Origin of the sequence: Pedobacter soli (genome assembly GCF_900101435.1) — a bacterium.
Taxonomy (GTDB): domain Bacteria; phylum Bacteroidota; class Bacteroidia; order Sphingobacteriales; family Sphingobacteriaceae; genus Pedobacter; species Pedobacter soli.
On record NZ_FMZH01000011.1, the window covers coordinates 135,620 to 156,241 of the forward strand.

Sequence of the window (20,622 nt, forward strand, 5' to 3'; positions counted from 1 at the left end):
TTTTCTCGTAAAAATCTCAAATCTACCGTCTCAAATCTCATATCTAATTGGTACCTTTGCGGATGCAAGAAAAAATCATTATCGTCGATTTTGGTTCGCAGTTTACACAACTCATTGCCCGCAGGGTTCGCGAACTAAATATTTACTGTGAAATATATCCATACAACAATCTTCCTGAGATTAGCCCCGATGTAAAAGGGATCATTTTTTCAGGTAGTCCATACTCTGTTCGTCAGGAAGATGCCCCTCAAATCGATCTATCGAAATACCATTTAAAATACCCTTTACTGGCTGTTTGTTATGGTGCACAATACATTGCCCAACACTTAGGTGGCGATGTACAGCCTTCTTCAACACGCGAGTATGGTCGTGCAAACCTTAACTTCGTTAACCAGGAAAACAAATTATTTAAAGGCATTAACATCGATTCGCAGGTATGGATGAGCCATGGCGATACGATTACCAGCATTCCTGATAATTTTGAACTGATTGCCAGTACGGATAGCGTAAGGGTTGCTGCTTACCACATTAAAGATTCTGATACCTATGCCATTCAGTTTCACCCGGAGGTAACGCACAGTATCGATGGAAAGATTCTTTTAGAAAACTTCCTGGTAGATATTTGTGGTTGCAGCCAGGACTGGACATCGGCAGCTTTTGTTGAAACTACCATTGCCGATATTAAAGCTACTGTGGGTAACGATAAGGTTGTTTTAGCCCTTTCGGGTGGTGTAGATAGCAGCGTGGCCGCGGTATTATTGCATAAAGCAATTGGAACCAACTTGCACTGCATATTTGTAGATAATGGTTTATTGCGTAAAAACGAATACGAAAGTGTTTTAGAACAATACAAAGATTTTGGACTGAACATTAAAGGTGTTGATGCAAAAGATAAATTTTTAAGCCAGTTGGCTGGTGTAGAAGATCCGGAGCAAAAACGCAAAATCATTGGTCGTGTATTTATCGAAGTATTCGATGAAGAATCGCACTTAATACAAGATGTAAAATGGCTTGCTCAAGGTACTATTTATCCTGATATCATCGAATCGGTATCGGTAAAAGGCCCGTCGGCTACAATTAAGTCGCACCACAACGTGGGTGGCTTGCCAGATTTCATGAAACTTAAAGTAGTAGAGCCACTTAAAACTTTGTTTAAAGACGAAGTAAGAAGAGTTGGTACTGCCTTAGGTTTAGAATCGTTTATTTTAGGCCGTCACCCTTTCCCTGGACCAGGCTTAGGTATTCGTATTATTGGTGAAGTGACTGCCGAAAAAGTGGCTATTTTACAGGATGCCGATAAAATTTATATCGATAACCTCAAAGAAGCAGGCTTATACGATAAAGTTTGGCAGGCAGGAGCAATCTTTTTGCCGGTAAGATCTGTTGGTGTAATGGGCGATGAGCGTACTTACGAAAACGTAATTGCTTTAAGAGCGGTAGAATCGCTTGATGGTATGACTGCCGATTGGTGTCACTTACCTTATCCGGTATTGGCTAAAATTTCTAACGAGATCATCAACAAGGTGAAAGGTATTAACAGGGTGGTATATGATATCAGCTCTAAACCACCGGCAACTATTGAGTGGGAATAGCTTCCAGTTTGGAGTTGTGAGTTTTTGGTTTGGAGTTTTTAGTCCAAACAACATAAATAATAGGCTTATGCTGGCAAGGTGGAATAAACTTTGCTGGCATATTTTGTTAAAAACGATAGGTATGAATTTCAAAAAGGTTTATGGATTACTGGTTTGGTCTGCGTTGGTTTTAGCGGCATGTTCGCCTAAAATTAGGACGCCTAAACCCGAAGCAGCTAAACCTGTTGAGAAAGAAAAACCTGTTGAGAAAAAACCGGTTAAAAAGTTTGCGCAGGGTGCCAGTGTTTCCTTACTGGTTCCGTTTAAGTTAAGCGAGCTGAATTTAAAAACGGCTACCAAAGCAGAAATTGAAAAGTATGCCATGCCCATCGATTTTTATCAGGGTTTTAAACTGGGTTTAGATTCGGCAGCTGCTCAAGGTCTAAATTTCAAGCTCAATGTTTTCGATACTGACGATGACAATGCACATATTGCTACCTTGTTTAAGAACGATCGTTTTAAGCAAAGCAATTTAATTATAGGTCCTGTTTTTCCGGATGGCTTGAAATTTATTTCCAACTATTCGAAAGAAAACAATGCACTGGTGGTATCGCCCCTAGCAGCATCGCAACCTGCCGATTTTAACAACCCGAACCTAATTTCTATTGTAAACAATATCGATTTGCACGCGAAAAAGATCGGGGCCTACATTGCTAAAAACTTTAATCCAGCCAATACAATTGTGGTGCTTATCAATCCGCGAAAAACGGAAGATGAGCAATTTGCAGCACCAATCCGCACTTATTTTCAAGGCAATACAAAATTCATTGTGCAGGAATATACTTCCGCCTATGCTTTCGAAACCAAAATGATCAAAGGGAAACAATACGCGGTGGTGGTAACTTCATCCGATCGTGCTTTTGTGCTGCCTACCATCGAAAAACTGTACAAATTAAAACATCTTCCGTCAGGAGGTTATAATATTTCACTTTTCGGGCATCCAAATTGGGTAAAACAAAACTACCCGACTGATAAAATGCAGGATTTGAATACCATTATCAGCTCATCTTACAAAATCGATTATAAAAATAGCGCGGTTACTACCTTTATTAAAAAATACCGCTATCAATATGGTTTCGAACCGGGCGAATATGCCTTTAAGGGTTTCGATATTGGCTATTACTTTGGCCGCTTGTTAAGCACTTATGGCGAAGATTATAAAGATTATCTGGTAAAAGACCGCTATAAAGGTTTACACAATAATTTTTCGTTCATCCATGATGAAAAATTAGGTTATATTAACACCAGCTTAATGTTGTTAAAGTTTAAGAACTTTGCCTTAAACATTGTTGAGTAAACGATAAATTTCTTCCATCCCAATTATACATGAGAGTAGACCATCAGATCAGGGCTTTTGAACAGATTTTAAACAGTTACGACGGAAGTTTGCCTTTACATCGCTTTCTGCCCGCTTATTTTAAGCAGCATAAGCAGATGGGATCCTCAGACAGGAGATGGGCTACCCGCCACATTTATAGTTTTTTTCGCTTAGGAAAGGCCTTGCCGGCACTCAATAACGAAGAACGTTTAAGTATTGCCGATTTTTTGTGTCACGATACGCTTAGCCTGATTGTAGAGAAGAACCTGCCTGATTTATCAAGTGATGTTGCTTTGCCGCTTGAAGAAAAGCTCTTGCGGATTAAGACAAAATATCCTGATTTCGATTTAACACAGGTATATCCTTTTCATGCGGCGCTTTCTGAAAATGTAGATAAAGAGCAGTTTTTTGCTTCCTTTTTTCAACAGCCTGATTTATTTATCCGTGTGGCTGAGGCCGATTCAGCCGCTATTGTAGCTAAGTTGCAAGGTGAAAATATTGCTGTAAAAGCCATTTCTAATACCGCTTTGGCATTGCCCAATGGAACTAAACTCGAAACTATTTTAGCAGAAGGCAGTTACCAGGTGCAAGACCTTTCGTCGCAGCATACAGGCGAGTACTTTAAGCCCAATAAATGGGATAAGTGGTGGGATTGTTGTGCCGCATCGGGTGGGAAGACCTTGCTCTTACATAGCTTTGAGCCTGTAATTGAGCTTCTGGTAACCGATCTGAGAGAAAGTGTACTCCAGAACCTGGATGAACGTTTCCGTTTGGCAGGAATTAAAAAATACCACAAAAAAGAACTCGATCTGTTGCAGAACAACGATCAGGTTTTACACCACTACCAGTTTGACGGGATAATTTTAGATGCACCATGTACCGGATCGGGCACCTGGGGGCGTACACCCGAAATGCTGACCTTTTTCGATGAACGCAAAATCAATCAGTTTGCAACGATACAGAAGGGGATAGCTCAAAACGTAGTAAAATACCTTAAACCGGGCAAACCTTTAATTTATATTACCTGTTCGGCCTGTGCAGCAGAAAATGAAGCAGTGGTTAAACACCTTACCGATACACTACCGCTCGAATTGGAAAAAATGGAATTGATAAAGGGTTATGAAAATCAGGCCGATACGATGTTTGTGGCAAGGCTGATCAAAACCTAGCCATGTTCAAACCAGGATCTGAAATTCTTTTTGAAGTATTTTACCGCTTCGATTAAAACGGCTATTGCTCCAATAATTAAGGTATATTCTTCAAAGCTGTTCATAATGTAATGAGCTTTCTGTTTAGATGAATATACGGAATTTTTGTTACATATTGATGTAGGAATTCCAATTTATTCAGAGGAAAAACTTTTTTCGTCATGCTGAACTTGTTTCAGCATCTCCCGCTTTAGAGAAAGCCTATATTCTACAACCCCGTATTATTCCTGAACAGCTTAATCGCAATAGCCAATAGAATTACTCCAAATGCCTTACGAAGTATATTTAACCCTGTTTTGCCGAATAGCTTCTCTAAACGGTTAGTATTCTTTAAAACGAAGTACACGAACAGCATATTCAGCAAAATACCAACGAGAATATTTTGTGTATGGTATTCGGTTTTTAACGAAAGCAGCGTAGTCATGGTTCCGGCACCGGCAATTAAAGGGAAGGCGAGGGGCACGATCGAAACCGTTTCAGGTGCTTCTTCTTTAAAAATGGTTAGTCCTAAAACCATTTCCATGGCAATAAAAAAGATTACAAATGAACCTGCAATAGCGAAAGATTCTACATCCAAACCAATTACTTTGAGTAACGATTCGCCCAGGAAAAGAAAGAGGATCATTAAGCCTGCGGCTACTAGCGAAGCCTTTTCCGATTCGATATGACCAGCCTTTCTGCGCAACTCGATCACTACCGGGATGGCACCCAAAATATCGATTATGGCAAACAGTACCATCGTTGTCGATAATATCTGGCTTAAGTTGAACGTCATAAAATCAGCTTTCATAGCAGGGCAATTTTAAGCAAAGGTAGCGGAATTTGTATCAATTCCTCAATCAGTATATTATTTATTAGAAATAGAACTGGGTACGCAACGTAAGCACATTGTCTTTTCTATCAGCTGTATAACCAGAAATCTGGGTTGATTCATTTTTAATGATATCGTAATACAATACAGCTTTAAAATGTGGATTAAAATGGTGTAAAAAACCAAAGCCAAAAGTATCAAAACGAACATCGGCAGGCGAGAGGCCTTTATCGGCCGAAATGTCCATCCCCTTAACTTTAGCATTCGGATCGTACCAGTCGTATTTTAAAATCAGTTGATTATCGGTACTGTTTAAGGTTTGTACAAAGGTAAAGTAAGCACCGTTAAAAGTACGGGTATAAAAAGGTAGCGCTATAGCCTTATTGTCTACAGGATAAGAGCCAGGCGTAGTTGATGTAGTTGAAGTACCGGTTTGTAAGCCTGATATTACTTCGGCCCTAAGCTCCGATTTCCAGCTATTGGTTTTGGTTGCCAGTTGTATATCGGCACCATAATACCTTCTCGGGGCCACCTTATTTACGGTAGCAGCTGATGAATCTTTAACCATTTTCCAGACATTGTTGGTTTGTTCCATTTTGTAGCTCACCGGCAAACGATGATCTAAGCCGCCCTGCAATGTGCTTACCCCGCCTGCAATGGTAAAGTTTTTAAAGGCGTAAGTTTTATGGCTTAACCTTAAAATATAATCCTTGCTATTATCAAACTCTCCGTTACCAGCTAAGCCCTGCCCGTTATAAACACCAAAATCGAGTACAAAATTTTTGAGTTTGGCATCTTTCCAGCGTGGGTTTAAAGTAAAGGTCACCCCAAGATCACGTTCGGTTTTCATTAAAATCTGCGACATTCTGCCACGTTCCGGAGCTTCTCTAACCGATGATGACAATTGGAGCTCATTACCAAAAGGTCGGCCCGATAAACCCAGCGTTACGGCCAATATTTTCCATTTGTTTTCGTAATAACGCCCCCAGAAATCGCGTATTGCAACGCCTTGTTCGGTACCATCAAATTGAAGTACAAAATAAGTAGATGGTGCGCCATCTTCGGTTAACATCATATAATCGGCCCTTAAGCGGCCTCTTCTCAACCTGAACCGGTTATTGGTAAAATCGCCAAAATTTCCACCCTGAAACTCAGCCTGTGTACCTTTCGATTGTGCCAGCTGAAACTGAGGCTGTAAATAACCGCTAAAAGACAATGAACCATATTTCTTCGAGATAATTAACAAGTGATTTACGGTTGTCGAATCCATTACATCGTTAATTGTTCTTTGCGCATAACCTTTTGAGGAAATAAAAAGCAATAATATCGTTGCAAAAATGAAAATGTGCTTAACAGAAGCAGAATAACGGTTCATGTAATGATTTTTTTGCAAAGGTAATTTATTAACAATAATTTAACACAAAAAAAGCCCCGACTTTTGATCGGGGCTTATGGAAAATATCATTTTTGATTATAATTCTGGTTTGGGAGGATCAACAGGATCAACTGTTTTGCCAGTATTTGCTAAAACCGAATGTTTACGGCTGTAACCAAAGTAAATGATGAAGCCTAATGCTAACCAGCCGAATAACCTTAACCAGTTAGTCCAGTGTAAGCCTAATATCATTAACGTACAGGCAATAATACCTAAAATAGGCAATAAAGGCACAAATGGGGTTTTAAACTCTCTGTGCAAATCCGGATCTGTTTTTCTCAGTACAATTACCGCAGCACACACTAAAATGAAGGCAAATAAAGTACCGATTGAAGTCATATCACCTACCACATCACCAGGTACAAAGGCTGCAAATAAAGCACAGATTACAAAAATAATCATGTTGGCTTTGTATGGCGTTTTAAATTTAGGGTGCAAATCGCTGAAAACTCTAGGCAATAAACCGTCTTTACTCATCGAATAGAATACACGGCTCTGACCTAATAACATTACCAGAATTACTGAAGAAAAACCTGCAAGAATAGCTACTGTTACTAATTTGGCTAACCAGCCATAACCCGGCATGTAATCAATAATGGCTGCTACAACAGAAGCTTCGCCACCTTTGGTTCTGAAGAACTCGATAGGTGCCATACCGGTTAAAACGTGAGCAAATAAGATGTATAAAACCGTACATACTGCAAGTGAACCTAAAATACCAATTGGCATGGCTGTTTTAGGGTTTTTAGTTTCCTGTGCTGCGGTACTTACTGCATCAAAACCAATAAAGGCAAAGAATACCGTACCTGCGGCACCCACAATACCCCAAAAACCACCGAAGTTATGGGTTAAGCCTTCTTTATCAACATATTTTGTAGCTTCAGGGATGTATGGTGTATGGTTAACCGGGTTAATGAACGACCAGCCGAAAGCAATGATTAACAATACAATGGCTACTTTGGTAATTACAATTAATCCGTTTACAAATGCCGATTCTTGTGTGCCTTTTATCAATAAAAGACTTAATAAGAAGATAATGAATAAGGCGGGTACGTTCATGATCCCGTTTACGCCACCTTCACTTTGGAATGGAGAGTGACACCATTCGTAGGGTATGGGACTGACGTGTATAACTTCTGTGAGTAATTTATTAAGATACTCGCTCCAGGCGATACCCACTGTAGCAGCACCCACTGCATATTCTAAAACCAAATCCCATCCGATAATCCAGGCCATAAATTCACCCATAGTGGCATAAGTGTAAGTGTAGGCACTACCAGAGATTGGAATAGATGATGATAATTCTGCATAGCAAAGACCCGCAAGTGCGCAACCAATGGCAGCTAAAATAAACCCGAAAGTTACTGATGGACCAGCACTTTGGGCAGCTGCATTTGCAGTACGAACAAAAAGGCCTGCGCCTATAATTGCTCCGATACCTAGCGCAACTAACGAACCCGCTGATAGGGTGCGTTTTAAGCTTTTCTCAGATTCGGACGAATCTGCTAAAAGTTGAGTAATTGATTTCTTAAGAAATAAACTCATAAAAGTTAGTTGTTGTTTTGATTTATTTGTGAATATAAATTTTTCAGCCCCAAACGTAATTAAAAATTACGGAAAAGTAAAAGGGATCCTGTTTAAAAATCCCTTTTACACTTTTTCTATCTAGGTTTTTACAACTAACGTTGCAAAGTATCTGTTGTATTGGTAATAGTGTCCGTTATTGTATGCCCTGCACTATCCGTTTTTTGCTCTATTCTGATTTCTTTGCGAACTTCTGTGCGGTGTTCGCCTGCAATTGCCTTAACTGCGATGTAAGGAGCAATAACCAGTGAAACGATAGACATTAATTTGATCAAAATATTCATCGAAGGGCCCGATGTATCTTTAAAAGGATCACCAACTGTATCTCCGGTAACCGAAGCCTTGTGTGGTTCTGATTTTTTGTAGTGTGTTTCGCCATTAATGATTACACCTTGCTCGAAGGATTTTTTGGCATTATCCCAGGCACCACCGGCATTGCTCTGAAAAATTCCCATCAATACACCAGTTACGGTAACGCCAGCCAGTAAACCACCCAAAACTTCAGGACCAAAGGTAAAGCCCACAATAACAGGGGTGATTAAGGCAATGGCACCCGGCATTAACATTTCGCGGATAGAGGCTTTGGTAGAAATGGCCACACATTTTTCGTACTCAGGTTTGGCTTTGTATTCCATAATGCCAGGTATTTCGCGAAACTGGCGACGTACTTCCTGTACCATATCCATAGCCGCTTTACCTACCGCCTGTATACATAAAGCTGAGAAAATGAACGGAATCATTCCGCCAACAAATAAACCAGCTAAAACCGGTGCTTTATAGATATCAATGGCCGAAATACCCGCAATGCCTACAAAAGCTGCAAATAAAGCCAATGAAGTAAGTGCAGCCGAAGCAATGGCGAAACCTTTTCCGGTAGCTGCGGTAGTATTTCCAACCGCATCCAAATTATCGGTACGTTCGCGTACTTCTGGTGGCAATTGGCTCATTTCGGCAATGCCGCCAGCGTTATCGGCAATTGGTCCAAAAGCATCAATAGCCAGCTGCATGGCGGTAGTGGCCATCATTCCGGCTGCAGCAATGGCTACACCATATAAACCTGCAAAATGATAAGAAGCCATAATACCACCTGCTAATACCAGGATCGGAACCACTGTCGATTTCATCCCAACCGATAAACCTGCAATAATATTGGTAGCATGACCGGTAGATGATTGCTGGATGATAGAATTAACCGGCTTTTTGCCCATGGCAGTAAAATATTCGGTAACCACACTCATAATGGTACCCACTACTAAGCCTACAATAATGGCATAAAACACATTAATGCTCGAAAACTCGTAGCCGCGCAGGTTCAAAGTTTCTGGCAACATCCATTTAACTATAAAGAAAGAAGCTACTGCGGTAATTACAATAGACGACCAGTTACCCAGGTTCAGGGCATTTTGAACGTTCGATTTTTCGTCTTTAATCGTTACAAACCAGGTTCCGATAATGGAGAATATAATACCCAGACCACAAATTACCATCGGTAAAAGAATTGGCGACATGCCGCCAAAGTTATCGGTTACATTAATTTCCTGTCCTAAAACCATGGTCGCTAATATAGTCGCTACATACGAGCCGAATAAATCGGCGCCCATGCCGGCAACATCGCCCACATTGTCGCCTACGTTATCGGCAATGGTTGCAGGGTTACGCACATCATCCTCAGGTATACCAGCCTCAACCTTACCAACTAAATCGGCACCCACATCGGCTGCTTTGGTGTAAATACCCCCGCCCACACGTGCAAATAGGGCAATAGATTCGGCTCCTAAAGAGAAACCAGTTAAAACCTCTATGGCTGTTTTCATTTCGGTGCTGTTAACCGAAACAACATTGAAATGCTTTAGAAAAACAATAAATAAACCACCTAAACCCAAAACTGCTAAGCCGGCAACGCCCAGTCCCATAACTGTACCGCCTGTAAACGAAACTTTTAAAGCTTGTTTTAAACTGGTTCTTGCTGCCTGTGTGGTACGTACATTGGCTTTGGTAGCCGCTTTCATCCCAATATAACCAGCAGTTGCCGAAAATACAGCTCCAATAATAAAGGAAATTGAGATGATCCAGCTCGAATGCAAGGGAATACCTTTAATTTCTGTAACCGTACCCGAATAAGCCAGTAAGGCTGCTGTAAAAACAGCAAAAATACTCAAAACCCGCCATTCGGCTTTTAAAAAGGCCATTGCGCCATCAGCAATATAGCCGGCAAGCTCCTGCATGTTTTTTTCACCGGCATCCTGTTTGCTTACCCAGGCACTTTTAATTAGCATAACTATAATACCGACAAGGCCCAGGGCCGGAATACAGTAAATTAAATTGTTTTGTAAAAAATCCATAGTTAATAATTGGTTTATATTTGGTTATTTGTTTTTCTGGTGATTAATTGTTTAAACTGTTAATTGTAAACTGCCAACTGAAAACGGTTATATCTAGCAAGTTAATAAAATATTTATCATCCGTATATAAATGTAGTAGCGAATAAAAAATTGTTCAGTAAAATAATACATAGATTGTCGTTTTTTTCAAATAAATTAGCCCCTAAACTAAATCAAACTGAACTGAACAATATGAAAATTCAAAACGAAGAAGGGGCTTCCAAACGGAAATTAACCCTTTTTGATGCCACCATGCTGGTTATGGGCTCCATGATTGGAAGCGGTATCTTTATTGTGAGTGCCGATATTATGCGAAATCTGGGCTCCGGATACTGGCTAATTGTGGTGTGGGTAATTACCGGGGTAATGACTGTTGCTGCAGCCATTTCTTACGGCGAACTTTCATCTATGTTTCCCAAAGCCGGAGGGCAATATACTTACCTGAAAGAGATTTTTGGTAAAATGATGGGCTTCCTGTATGGCTGGGGGCTCTTTACGGTAATCCAAACTGGTACCATTGCAGCCGTTGCGGTGGCTTTCGGTAAATTTACAGCTTATTTAATTCCTGCGCTAAACGATGCAGCTCCGATTTTTCAAAGTGGCAGTTATAAAATTACCTGGATACAAATTTTAGCCATTGGCGTAATTATGCTCCTTACCTATATTAATACCAAAGGTGTGGAGAGTGGTAAGTTGCTGCAGAATATCTTCACCGGATCTAAAATTGTAGCTTTAATAGGTTTAATCATCTTAGGTTTCCTCTTGGTTAAAAATAATTTCTGGGGCGATAACATGAGTTTCGGTTGGGCGGCTTTTAATAACCTCAAAACCGATCCGAGCGGTAATTTTCTTAAATCAGGCTGGGAATCTATTTCAGGAATGACCATTGTAGGCGGCATTGCTGCTGCCATGGTTGGCTCGGTGTTTTCGAGTGTGGCCTGGGAGAATGTAACTTTCGTTTCGGGCGAAATTGAAAATCCAAAGAAAAACGTAGTGCGCTCAATGGTTTTGGGTACTACCGCGGTAATGATTCTGTATTTATTGGTGAATTTCATATATCTCAACACATTAAACAGAGGTAGTATTGCTTTTGCGCCAAACGATAGGGTGGCCGTAGTAGCTTCCGAGCAGATTTTTGGCAGCGGCCTTGGTACCATTGTTATTGCAGTTTTGGTAATGATTTCTACCTTCGGTTGCGTTAACGGGATCGTGCTGGCAGGGGCAAGGGTTTTTCAAAGCATGGCGCAAGATGGTATGTTTTTTAAAGCAGCACTCCACAACAATAAAAACGGTGTTCCCGAAAAATCACTTTGGATGCAGGGCATCTGGGCTTCAGTTTTATGTTTAAGCGGGCAGTACGGCAATCTTTTAGATATGATTTCTTTTGTAATTGTACTCTTTTACATGATTACCGTTGCCGGTGTAATTTATTTAAGGTTTAAAAAGCCCGATTTAGAAAGACCTTACAAAACCTGGTTATATCCCGTTACCCCAGTTATTTATTTATTAATCGGTGCGGCATTTTGCATCTTACTCCTTATTTATAAACAACAATACACCTGGCCGGGCTTATTAATCGTATTATTAGGCGTTCCCGTTTACTTTTTCATAAACAAGAAAGAATCATAAGGCTAGTTTAACGCCTAAACTTCATATCAAACCTCGCAGTGTTTAAAACTGCGGGGTTTTTTGTTTCTTAAGTTTCTCTATGTGAAGCGCACGTCTCATATCTAACATCTCAAATCTCACGTCTCTTGTCTCCAGTCTCCTTTTTGCATTTTGAAAAGCAGGCTCCGGCATCAATCGGTTCCGATAGTCCCGTTATCCGCTTTACTTCGTGCCGCTGCTACCGGGTTTAGTTTACCCGGGCTTATGCAATATACATCCGTTTACTAACCTGCCCTATAAATTGGGGCTTAATCATTAGCAGTTATTAATGAAACTAACAGTGTTTAATTGGCCTGATATTTGGACTGGTTAGCGCCGGCAGTTAAGGCTGCATTAATCAATAATATCTCCCACCTTAATATATATATACATGTTGCGTTCAATAGTTAACCTTAAAGTACTTTCAGTAAGCCTTGGTATTCTTATGCTTGCTACCTTTATAAGCTGTAACAATGCAAAGCAAGAACAGAAAGTTGTTAACCAATCTAAGGCTTCAGGTACTCAGCAAGTTTCAAGGGTGCAAATGTTTATGAGCTATATCGATGAAATAGCTAAATTGCCTTTAACTGATTTTGATCAAAGCCATATTGAAGCGTTAAACCAGGCAGCGCCAGCCTCCTTGCAACTGGTTGTTTTTGCCGGCGAACAGGCCAACGAGGCCAGTATCATTATGCAGCCTTATCGAAATAACGATACCGCCAACCCAATTAAAGCCGGCGCCATTTTTCTCCTGCCCAAATCGCTTTCAGATTCTGCCCGCGTGGCCGATTTTACCCATCATTTTGGAGAAGTTAAAAAAGAAGATGCTGCTATTGCAGCAACCGGGCAGCCGTTGCCGGTGAACTTAAAAGTTGATGAGGCAACCGCATTAAAGCTAACCGTTAACCATAACAGGCAGTTAAGCCAGGCAAATGTAATTACAGTAGAGGTGCTAAAGTATAAATAAAGGATAAATCGGCTGGTAAATATTAAAGCACTTGATGTATAACATAGTGGTATATAAGTTAATGTAGCCGTACTTTACTGCTCAATTTTCATCCTTTTCACATCTTCTTTTCCGTAAAACGGCATTGTAAAACTAATTGCGTATTTTTGCAGCCAATGGGAACACAGGTAGATTTAGGTATAAAAGGATATAAAAATTACGGCACGCACCTGCGCGAGAAATATAAAGGGCAACGTGTATTTAAAGTAATTGTTGATGGCGGTTTTACCTGCCCTAACCGCGATGGGAGCAAGGGCTACGGCGGCTGCACCTATTGTAATGTCGATTCCTTTACGCCTGAGCCTTCGCGTAAAAACCCTAACATCAAAGATCAGTTGGTTGAAGGGATGTTCAGGGCTAAAAATTCTTATAGGGCAGATAAATATATTGTCTATTTTCAGCCCAACACCAATACCTATGCACCTGTACATTATTTAAAGATGATGTACGATGAAGCTTTATCCATCAATACCGAAGATATTGTAGGCTTTGCAGTAGGTACACGGCCAGATTGTATCGATGCAGAAAAGGTAGCCTTACTCGAGAGTTATACCGATCGTTTTGATGTCGACCTCGAAATGGGTATGGAATCTATTTACGATGAAACCCTCGATCAGATTAACCGGGGCTGCAGTCATGGCGAGTTTGTTGCTGCGGTCGAATTGTTAAAAGATAGCAAGCTCGATCTGTGCGTGCATACCATTTTTGGCTTCCCATGGGAAACCAGAGAGCAGATGCGGGGTTATATTCATGAGATTAACCGTTTTCCGCAGATTAAATTCGTTAAATTCCACCATTTGCATGTAGTAGATGGTTCTATTATGGGCGCTAAATACAAAAAAGAGCCCTTTAAGCTATTTACTCTCGAAGAATATACCGATTTACTTTGCGAACTCATTCCATTGCTGCGTCCGGATATTGTTATTCAACGTCTTTTTGGTATTTCAGACTGGGATTTACTAATTGCGCCGAATTGGGGGCTTAATAAATCGGCAATTCAAACTTATATGGATAAAGAAATCGAAAAACGCGGGATTATTCAGGGTTCTGAATATTTTTGTTAAAATCTGATATTTTTTATAAATTTTTGGAAAAACACATGAAATTTCATGTGTTTTTTTGTTTTTGTATGATTTTATTCACTTCTTTTTGGTGTATTTTGATTAAATATCGATAAAAGTGCTGTATGTGGTGTTTTTGTTTTTATTAAAAACTCATATCTAAAATGCCTGTTTTTTTTGCTATTTTCATTTTTGAGCTATTTTTTTGTTGTGTTTTATAAAAATCGCGTGTTTTTGTTAGAAAAATTCAATTTTATGGTGTTAAAATTGCAATATGTCGTATTTTTATAAAAATAAATGACAGCATTTTCAAATATTTAAACAATACAAACTAATTAAACTAAAAACTATGAGTAGATTCTCCTTTAAACAGTATGCGCCCTTCGCGATATTGATGATTGTCGCAATTTTAGCTCTATTTACTCCACTTCTACCTAATTTTGATGAAGGCAAGTACAGCGCAGCTGATACAGCTTTTATTTTAATCGCTGCTGCACTGGTATTTTTAATGACCCCAGGTCTTGCATTTTTCTATGGCGGTATGGTTCATCGTAAAAACATTCTCTCTACCATGATTAAAAGTGTGGTAGCAGCAGGTGTAATTACCGTTTTATGGACAGTTGTTGGTTTTAGTTTAGCTTTTGGCGATACCATTGGCGGTTTCATCGGTAATCCTTCAACTTTCCTTTTCTTTAAAGGGGTTAACTCTGGTGCTCCGCATTTACAGGGAGGTGCCGATTTAACAATCCCACTTTCACTATTTGCAGTTTTCCAGTTAATGTTCGCCATCATTACACCAGGTTTGGTTGTAGGTGCCGTTGCAGAACGTATCCGTTTTACTTCTTATATCCTGTTTATTGTATTATTCGCCGTATTCGTTTACTCGCCATTGGCACACTGGACCTGGCATCCACAAGGTTTCTTGTTTAAAATGGGTGTATTAGATTTTGCTGGTGGTACCGTAGTTCACATTTCTGCTGGTATGGCTGCATTAGCTGGTGCATTGGTTTTAAAACGTAGAAAATCACACTTAGAGCACAAAGAAGTGCCACCTGCAAATATTCCTTACGTACTAATTGGTACCGGTTTATTGTGGTTCGGTTGGTTCGGTTTTAACGCGGGCTCGGCTTTAAGCGCAGGTAGCTTAGCTGTTTCGGCATTCTTAACCACAAATACCGCTGCTGGTGCTGCAGGTTTAGCCTGGATGTTCTTCGATGTAGCACGCGGTAAAAAACCTTCGGTATTAGGTTTCTGTATCGGTGCAGTTGTAGGTTTGGTAGCCATTACTCCGGGTGCAGGTTTTGTAAGCATTCCTTCAAGTATTTTTATCGGTGCAATTGCAGCTGTAATTTCTAACCTTGCCGTTTCATGGAAACAAAAAACCAGCTTAGACGATACTTTAGATGTTTTCCCTTGCCATGGTGTGGGTGGTATCGTTGGTATGTTATTAACTGGCGTTTTTGCAACCAAAACAGTTAATGCTGCCGGAGCCGATGGTTTATTTTACGGTAACCCTGCCTTCTTTATTACACAATTAAAAGGCGCTGTTATTGTAATCGCATTCAGTTTCATCGTATCCTTCGTAATTTTCAAACTGGTTAACTTAATCAATCCAATCAGGGTTTCTGACGAAGAAGAAGAAATCGGTCTTGATGAATCTCAACACGATGAAAAATACTCACAAGGTACTTTATTGGTCGAAGAAAGAGCCATTTATATCGAAAAAAACAGTCCGATAACCGAAGCAATTTCTTAAGGATTTTTAATATCTAAACTCAAAAACAAGCTCAAACATGAAGAAAATTTTAACCGCTATTTTCGCGATGGCCAGCGCAAGCTGTGCCATGGCTCAGGAAACCACTACATCACCACTTGAAATTTCAGGGTCGGTTGATACCTATTTTAAATACGACTTTGCCAAAAAACCAAACAATATTACCACTTCTTTTGCCAGCGACCACAACTCGGTTTCATTAGGAATGATTGATATTGCATTGAAGAAGAAAACAGGTAAAGCATCATTTGTTGGCGAACTTTCTTTCGGACCGAGAGGACAGTCGCAGTCTATTCCTGATGCTGCTGCCGGCGGTTCATCTTTTCACATTCAGAACTTATATGTAAACTACGATTTTACCGATCAGTTTTCAATGACTGCAGGTTACATGGGAACCTTTATTGGTTATGAGGTAATTTCGCCGGTTGGTAACTTTAACTACTCTACATCGTATTTATTTACCAATGGCCCGTTCCAGAATGCTGGTATTAAAGCCACCTATAAATTCTCTGATAAAGTGAGTTTAATGGCTGGTGTATTTAACGACTGGAATCTTTACAGTGCAACCCGCGGCGTTTCTGCAGTTGGTGGTCAGTTAATGGTTGCTCCGGTTGAAGGCTGGACCGCCTACCTGAACGTATTATCAGGCGCTGGTGCAGGCGGTTATGGTACCATCGAAGATTTAACTACTTCTTACCAGATCACCGAGAAGTTTAAATTAGGTTTAAATGCGGCCAACTACGATATCGATAACGATGGTGGTGGTTATGCCGGTGCTGCACTTTATCCTCAATATGCTGTTGCCGATGGTGTAACATTAGGATTAAGAGGGGAGTACTTTAAGTATAAAAATGTAGGTGCTGTGCAGGGATTGAAATATACTGCGGTAACTTTTACGGCAAATATTAAATCTGGTGGGTTAACCTTTATCCCTGAGGTAAGGTTAGACCACAGCGGCGATAAACCATTCTTTAAAGAAAGTGGCGCAGCAGCTCCAAACGCAGGTCAGTTCTCTTTAGCCGCAGTTTACGCGTTCTAAGAAAATAAAACAGATTAAATATTAAGCCGTCCCGGTTAAAATCGGGACGGCTTTTTAGTAACTTTACCTATTCAGCTTAATTGTTTAACCCATTTGCATGAAATATATCCTTTTTATTGTACTCGCCACTTTTTCGATCAGCTTAGCCGCTCAGCAAAAACAGTTTTCGAAAGATGATTCAGGAAAATTTATTTACTATCAGGTTGTCGATTCGCAAGCTGTAGCTAAAGATACTTTGCTGCAAAGGGCTAAAACTTTTGTGAATGTGTTGTATAAAAAAACGATGAAGCCGGAAAGCGTTAGCGATTCATCTATTTCGGCAAAAGGCAGGATGGTTATCGATAAAACCATTCTCGTAGCTGGTCACCCAAGTGGTGAAGTAAGCTATCAGTTTGTTTGCGAAGTACGAAATGGAAAGTATCGATTTTGGTTAACCGACATGCAGTTTATTCCATACCAGCGCGACCGTTATGGAAATTTTGTGGCCACAACCCAAATAGGTACCCCTTTAGAACGTACACCTGGTAAATTGAGTGCCGGTGCATGGAAAGATATTTTAAACAGTACTTATACTAAAGTAGAGAAGTTTGGCGCAGAGTTTAAAAAGTTTATGGCCACCAGCAGGGTAGCAGTACCTGCTAAAAAGAAACCCGAAACCATCTCTACCAAAAAGTGGTAATAAGCAAAGGGCTATAAGGTGCCAAATAAACCGGCCACTTTCTGGTAACGGAATTTAAAAATTTCGTTTACTCTTTTATTTACGATAAGTGCATTGGCAATACCACCAATTGGGCCCCAGCCAATAGCATAGTGCAGGATATCGTGCATCAAAACCCCGTCTGCAATTTTTTCGAAATGGTGCTGGTGATGCCAGAATGCAAATGGGCCGAATCGCTGTTCGTCTATAAAATATTCCTGGTCTTTTACGTGCGTAATTTCGGTCACCCAGTTTAATTTAATGCCGGCTATTGGCGCAACTTTATAGGTAATAATCAGGCCCGGATACATTTTGGTGCCCTCCATATTGGGCGAAGTTACATCGAAAGTCATATCCGTTGGCGTAATTTCGGCCAGGTTCATTGGCGAAGAGAAAAAATCCCAGGCCGTGGCCAGGTCAACAGGAAGTTTTTGTGTAAATTCTAATCTATAAGTCTTCACGGCTATTGTTTTAAAAAGACAACAGCAAAGATGCGGTTTTGTTGGTAATAACCGCAATTACGTGACGAAAGATCTTCATCTCGACTGGAACGCAGTGGCATGCCTGCCCAAACAGGCGGGGAGAGATCTGCCTTGACGGATTTAGCTCCGCTGAGCACTTAGTGGTTCCCGACTTTATTGCACTTGGCCCGAAATGACGGTTTTGAAGACCTCGCAGGTTTTAAAAACCTGCGAGGTCTGATTTATTAATGCACCATTTTATCGGCACAGGTAGAGCTGGCAAATGCCTCTGGCTTCGCTTTAAAAATAAAACCCATGCTTAAAATGTAGCCCATGGCATCGTTAAGTGCCTTGTTCGATTTAAATGATGGATTGGTGTTAATATCGGCATGTACCTCCAAAGCCACATCGTAAATATCAAGCAAATCGCAAATAGAATAGGCCGTTTCAATCGATTTTTGCACTTCCATTAACATTCTTTCCTTAATCGTTACCTGAGCCGAGTTTTTTTCCTGGTGGATGTACATAAAACCACCATGATGCTCTCTTAACAGCACAATAACTGTTGCAAAATCGGTTATAGCACCTTTAACCTGCGAGTCGGTACCGATGCAAACTTTTAGCTTAAAGCCATTTTCTGTTTCTCTGATAATTGCTTTTTCAATTTCTTCGAGGATCGAAGATTGGATCACTTCACCACTAAATTTTTTCCACGTCATACATTGTAGTTTTTTGAGGTTAATAAATGGTAATCAGGTTTTTAATAAAAATAGGCGCTAAAAATTAAATATGTGTTAAGGCTTGATTGTTTATTTGCTAACAAAAAGTTAGTTATCAACAAGTTAGTAAAAATAGTCCGTTTTAAGCCGCTAATTTTTGAAACAAATGCAATTAAGAGTCGTTATATTTACATTAATCAACAACAATTCTTTATTATGAAAGCAGAATTAATTCAGGAATTACAGTTATTACAAAACAGTAGGGCCAATAAATTTGCCGATGAATTGACCGACAGGATTTTATCATCAGTTGATGCAGTAAACGAGAAACTCACTTCGTCGGTGTCGCTGCGTGGCCGGATGCTGATGCTGTTAGATAAAAGATTAAATTTTGAGACGCTCCGTAAACTGCGGACCAGATTTTTTAAGCGGTAAGCGCTTATCTCGGTTTAGCCGTAAACAGAAATGCTTACCTTTATGGCCGAATGATAGCAAACACCTTAAAAAAACTAAATATTACTGCGCTTAACCAAATGCAGGAGTCGGCCGTACAGGCGGCCAGAACCGGCAAAGATGTGGTATTAATTGCGCCAACCGGTTCGGGCAAAACGCTTGCCTTTTTATTGCCTGTGCTGGCTAATTTAAAGCAAGGTGTTAAAGGTGTGCAGGCTTTGGTTCTGGTTCCCTCGCGCGAGCTTGCCTTGCAGATTGAGCAGGTATTTAAGCAAATGGGTACCTCTTTTAAGGTAAACTGCTGCTATGGCGGGCATGCTGTACGCGTAGAAAAGAATAATCTTGCGCATCCGCCGGCCATACTTATTGGTACCCCAGGCAGGATTGCTTATCACCTCGATAACCAGAACTTCGACGAATCTTTTATCGAAACGCTTGTTTTGGATGAATTTGATAAATCGCTCGAATTTGGCTTCGAAAGCGATATGTCTTATATCATCGGTTCATTATTATCATTAAAGCAACGTATCCTTACTTCGGCTACCAAAATGGAAGAAATTCCAGCCTTTGTAAAAATTAATGCACCTGCCGAAGTAGATTTTTCGCAAAACGTTGCTGTTAAGCCGGCCTTAAAACTGAAAAAAATCACTGCACCTGCAGCCGATAAACTCGATTACCTGTTCAGATTGCTGAGTAAAATAGGAAATAAAAACACACTCGTTTTTTGTAACCATCGCGAAACTGTCGATCGCATTAGTGATCTGCTGTTTGAGCATGGCCTCGGGCATGATGTTTTTCATGGGGGTATGGAGCAGTTCGACAGGGAAAAAGCACTGCTAAAATTCAGGAACGGGAGTCATAAAATTTTAATTACTACCGATCTGGCTGCCCGTGGTTTAGATATTCCAGAAGTTGAGCACATTGTACACTACCAATTGCCTTATACCGAAGATGCATACATTCACCGCAACGGTCGTACGGCACGTATGCATGCAAAAGGAACAGCCTACGCTATTTTAACCAGCGAAGAAAACTATAAATACCTGCCCGATGATATTGAGGAGGAAATTTTGGAAGACCGCTATGCTTTACCTGAGGCGAGTGATTGGGTAACCTTATACCTGGCCCATGGTAAGAAAGATAAAATTAATAAAATCGACATTGTAGGCCTGTTTCTACAAAAAGGAGATTTAGCCAAAGATGATTTGGGCTTGATTGAAGTTAAAGATACCACCAGTTATGTAGCGGTAAAGCGTAGCAAGGTTAACCAATTGTTAAAAAAACTAAACGGCGAAAAAATTAAAGGAAAGAAACTTAAATTAGAGATAGCCAGTTAAAAAAGTCGGGAGTCTGGGGTTAACGGTTCAGTTTTTCATTAGTTCAATAATCATTAGTTT

The 20,622-nt window shown here is 40.2% G+C and carries 17 protein-coding genes; 11 read left to right on the top strand and 6 right to left on the bottom strand.

Annotated features, from left to right (window positions below):
* The first annotated feature begins 62 nt into the window (after positions 1-62).
* The 3 genes from guaA (at position 63) to BLR37_RS20405 (ending at position 4,118) form a co-directional block, all read left to right on the top strand.
* A complete protein-coding gene (gene guaA, locus BLR37_RS20395) occupies positions 63-1,592 on the top strand; it encodes a glutamine-hydrolyzing GMP synthase (RefSeq protein ID WP_090771840.1) in 1,530 nt (509 codons plus the stop codon).
* A gap of 121 nt (positions 1,593-1,713) precedes the next feature.
* A complete protein-coding gene (locus BLR37_RS20400; RefSeq protein WP_090771842.1) occupies positions 1,714-2,928 on the top strand; it encodes a type 1 periplasmic-binding domain-containing protein in 1,215 nt (404 codons plus the stop codon).
* 29 nt (positions 2,929-2,957) lie between these two features.
* Complete coding sequence (locus BLR37_RS20405) at positions 2,958-4,118, top strand: RsmB/NOP family class I SAM-dependent RNA methyltransferase (RefSeq protein ID WP_090771844.1); 1,161 nt, start codon at positions 2,958-2,960, stop codon at positions 4,116-4,118.
* A gap of 247 nt (positions 4,119-4,365) precedes the next feature.
* Here the strand turns inward: BLR37_RS20405 and BLR37_RS20410 are convergent, their stop codons facing one another.
* The 4 genes from BLR37_RS20410 to BLR37_RS20425 all read right to left on the bottom strand — a co-directional run bounded on the left by BLR37_RS20410 (position 4,366) and on the right by BLR37_RS20425 (position 10,329).
* Positions 4,366-4,932 carry a MarC family protein gene (locus tag BLR37_RS20410; protein ID WP_039477650.1) on the bottom strand — a complete coding sequence of 189 codons (567 nt, stop codon included), beginning with the start codon at positions 4,930-4,932 and terminating at the stop codon, positions 4,366-4,368.
* Between the two features lie 79 nt (positions 4,933-5,011).
* Entirely contained in the window at positions 5,012-6,343 is a 1,332-nt protein-coding gene (locus tag BLR37_RS20415; RefSeq protein WP_090771846.1) for a porin, read from the bottom strand.
* A 96-nt stretch (positions 6,344-6,439) separates the two neighbouring features.
* Positions 6,440-7,948: an amino acid permease gene (locus BLR37_RS20420; protein ID WP_090771848.1), complete on the bottom strand. Its 1,509-nt coding sequence runs from the start codon at positions 7,946-7,948 to the stop codon at positions 6,440-6,442.
* Between the two features lie 134 nt (positions 7,949-8,082).
* A complete protein-coding gene (locus tag BLR37_RS20425) occupies positions 8,083-10,329 on the bottom strand; it encodes a sodium-translocating pyrophosphatase (RefSeq protein ID WP_090771850.1) in 2,247 nt (748 codons plus the stop codon).
* 231 nt (positions 10,330-10,560) lie between these two features.
* Here BLR37_RS20425 and BLR37_RS20430 point away from each other — a divergent pair, with 231 nt between their 5' ends.
* The 6 genes from BLR37_RS20430 (at position 10,561) to BLR37_RS20455 (ending at position 17,574) form a co-directional block, all read left to right on the top strand.
* Positions 10,561-11,997: an APC family permease gene (locus BLR37_RS20430; RefSeq protein WP_090771852.1), complete on the top strand. Its 1,437-nt coding sequence runs from the start codon at positions 10,561-10,563 to the stop codon at positions 11,995-11,997.
* 409 nt (positions 11,998-12,406) lie between these two features.
* Positions 12,407-12,982, top strand: a complete 576-nt coding sequence (locus BLR37_RS20435; protein WP_090771855.1) for a hypothetical protein — start codon at positions 12,407-12,409, stop codon at positions 12,980-12,982.
* Positions 12,983-13,137: 155 nt separating this feature from the next.
* Positions 13,138-14,085, top strand: a complete 948-nt coding sequence (gene mnmL / locus BLR37_RS20440; protein ID WP_090771857.1) for a tRNA modification radical SAM protein MnmL/YtqA — start codon at positions 13,138-13,140, stop codon at positions 14,083-14,085.
* A 346-nt stretch (positions 14,086-14,431) separates the two neighbouring features.
* Complete coding sequence (locus BLR37_RS20445) at positions 14,432-15,838, top strand: ammonium transporter (protein ID WP_090771859.1); 1,407 nt, start codon at positions 14,432-14,434, stop codon at positions 15,836-15,838.
* A gap of 37 nt (positions 15,839-15,875) precedes the next feature.
* Positions 15,876-16,895, top strand: a complete 1,020-nt coding sequence (locus BLR37_RS20450) for a porin (RefSeq protein WP_039477536.1) — start codon at positions 15,876-15,878, stop codon at positions 16,893-16,895.
* A 97-nt stretch (positions 16,896-16,992) separates the two neighbouring features.
* The gene (locus BLR37_RS20455) at positions 16,993-17,574 is read left to right on the top strand and encodes a DUF4468 domain-containing protein (protein ID WP_090771861.1); all 582 of its coding nucleotides are present in this window, start codon (positions 16,993-16,995) and stop codon (positions 17,572-17,574) included.
* An 11-nt stretch (positions 17,575-17,585) separates the two neighbouring features.
* Here the strand turns inward: BLR37_RS20455 and BLR37_RS20460 are convergent, their stop codons facing one another.
* Both BLR37_RS20460 and BLR37_RS20465 read right to left on the bottom strand, forming a co-directional pair.
* On the bottom strand, positions 17,586-18,053 hold the full coding sequence (locus tag BLR37_RS20460) for an SRPBCC family protein (RefSeq protein WP_244154716.1): 468 nt from the start codon (positions 18,051-18,053) through the stop codon (positions 17,586-17,588).
* 245 nt (positions 18,054-18,298) lie between these two features.
* A complete protein-coding gene (locus BLR37_RS20465; protein WP_039477549.1) occupies positions 18,299-18,772 on the bottom strand; it encodes a ribonuclease H-like YkuK family protein in 474 nt (157 codons plus the stop codon).
* Between the two features lie 216 nt (positions 18,773-18,988).
* On the opposite strand from BLR37_RS20465, the gene BLR37_RS20470 reads away from it, so the two are divergent.
* Together BLR37_RS20470 and BLR37_RS20475 are read left to right on the top strand one after the other, a co-directional pair.
* Entirely contained in the window at positions 18,989-19,207 is a 219-nt protein-coding gene (locus tag BLR37_RS20470) for a hypothetical protein (protein ID WP_090771863.1), read from the top strand.
* A 50-nt stretch (positions 19,208-19,257) separates the two neighbouring features.
* Positions 19,258-20,562, top strand: coding sequence for a DEAD/DEAH box helicase (locus tag BLR37_RS20475; RefSeq protein WP_090771865.1), 1,305 nt, complete (start codon positions 19,258-19,260; stop codon positions 20,560-20,562).
* Positions 20,563-20,622: the final 60 nt, after the last annotated feature.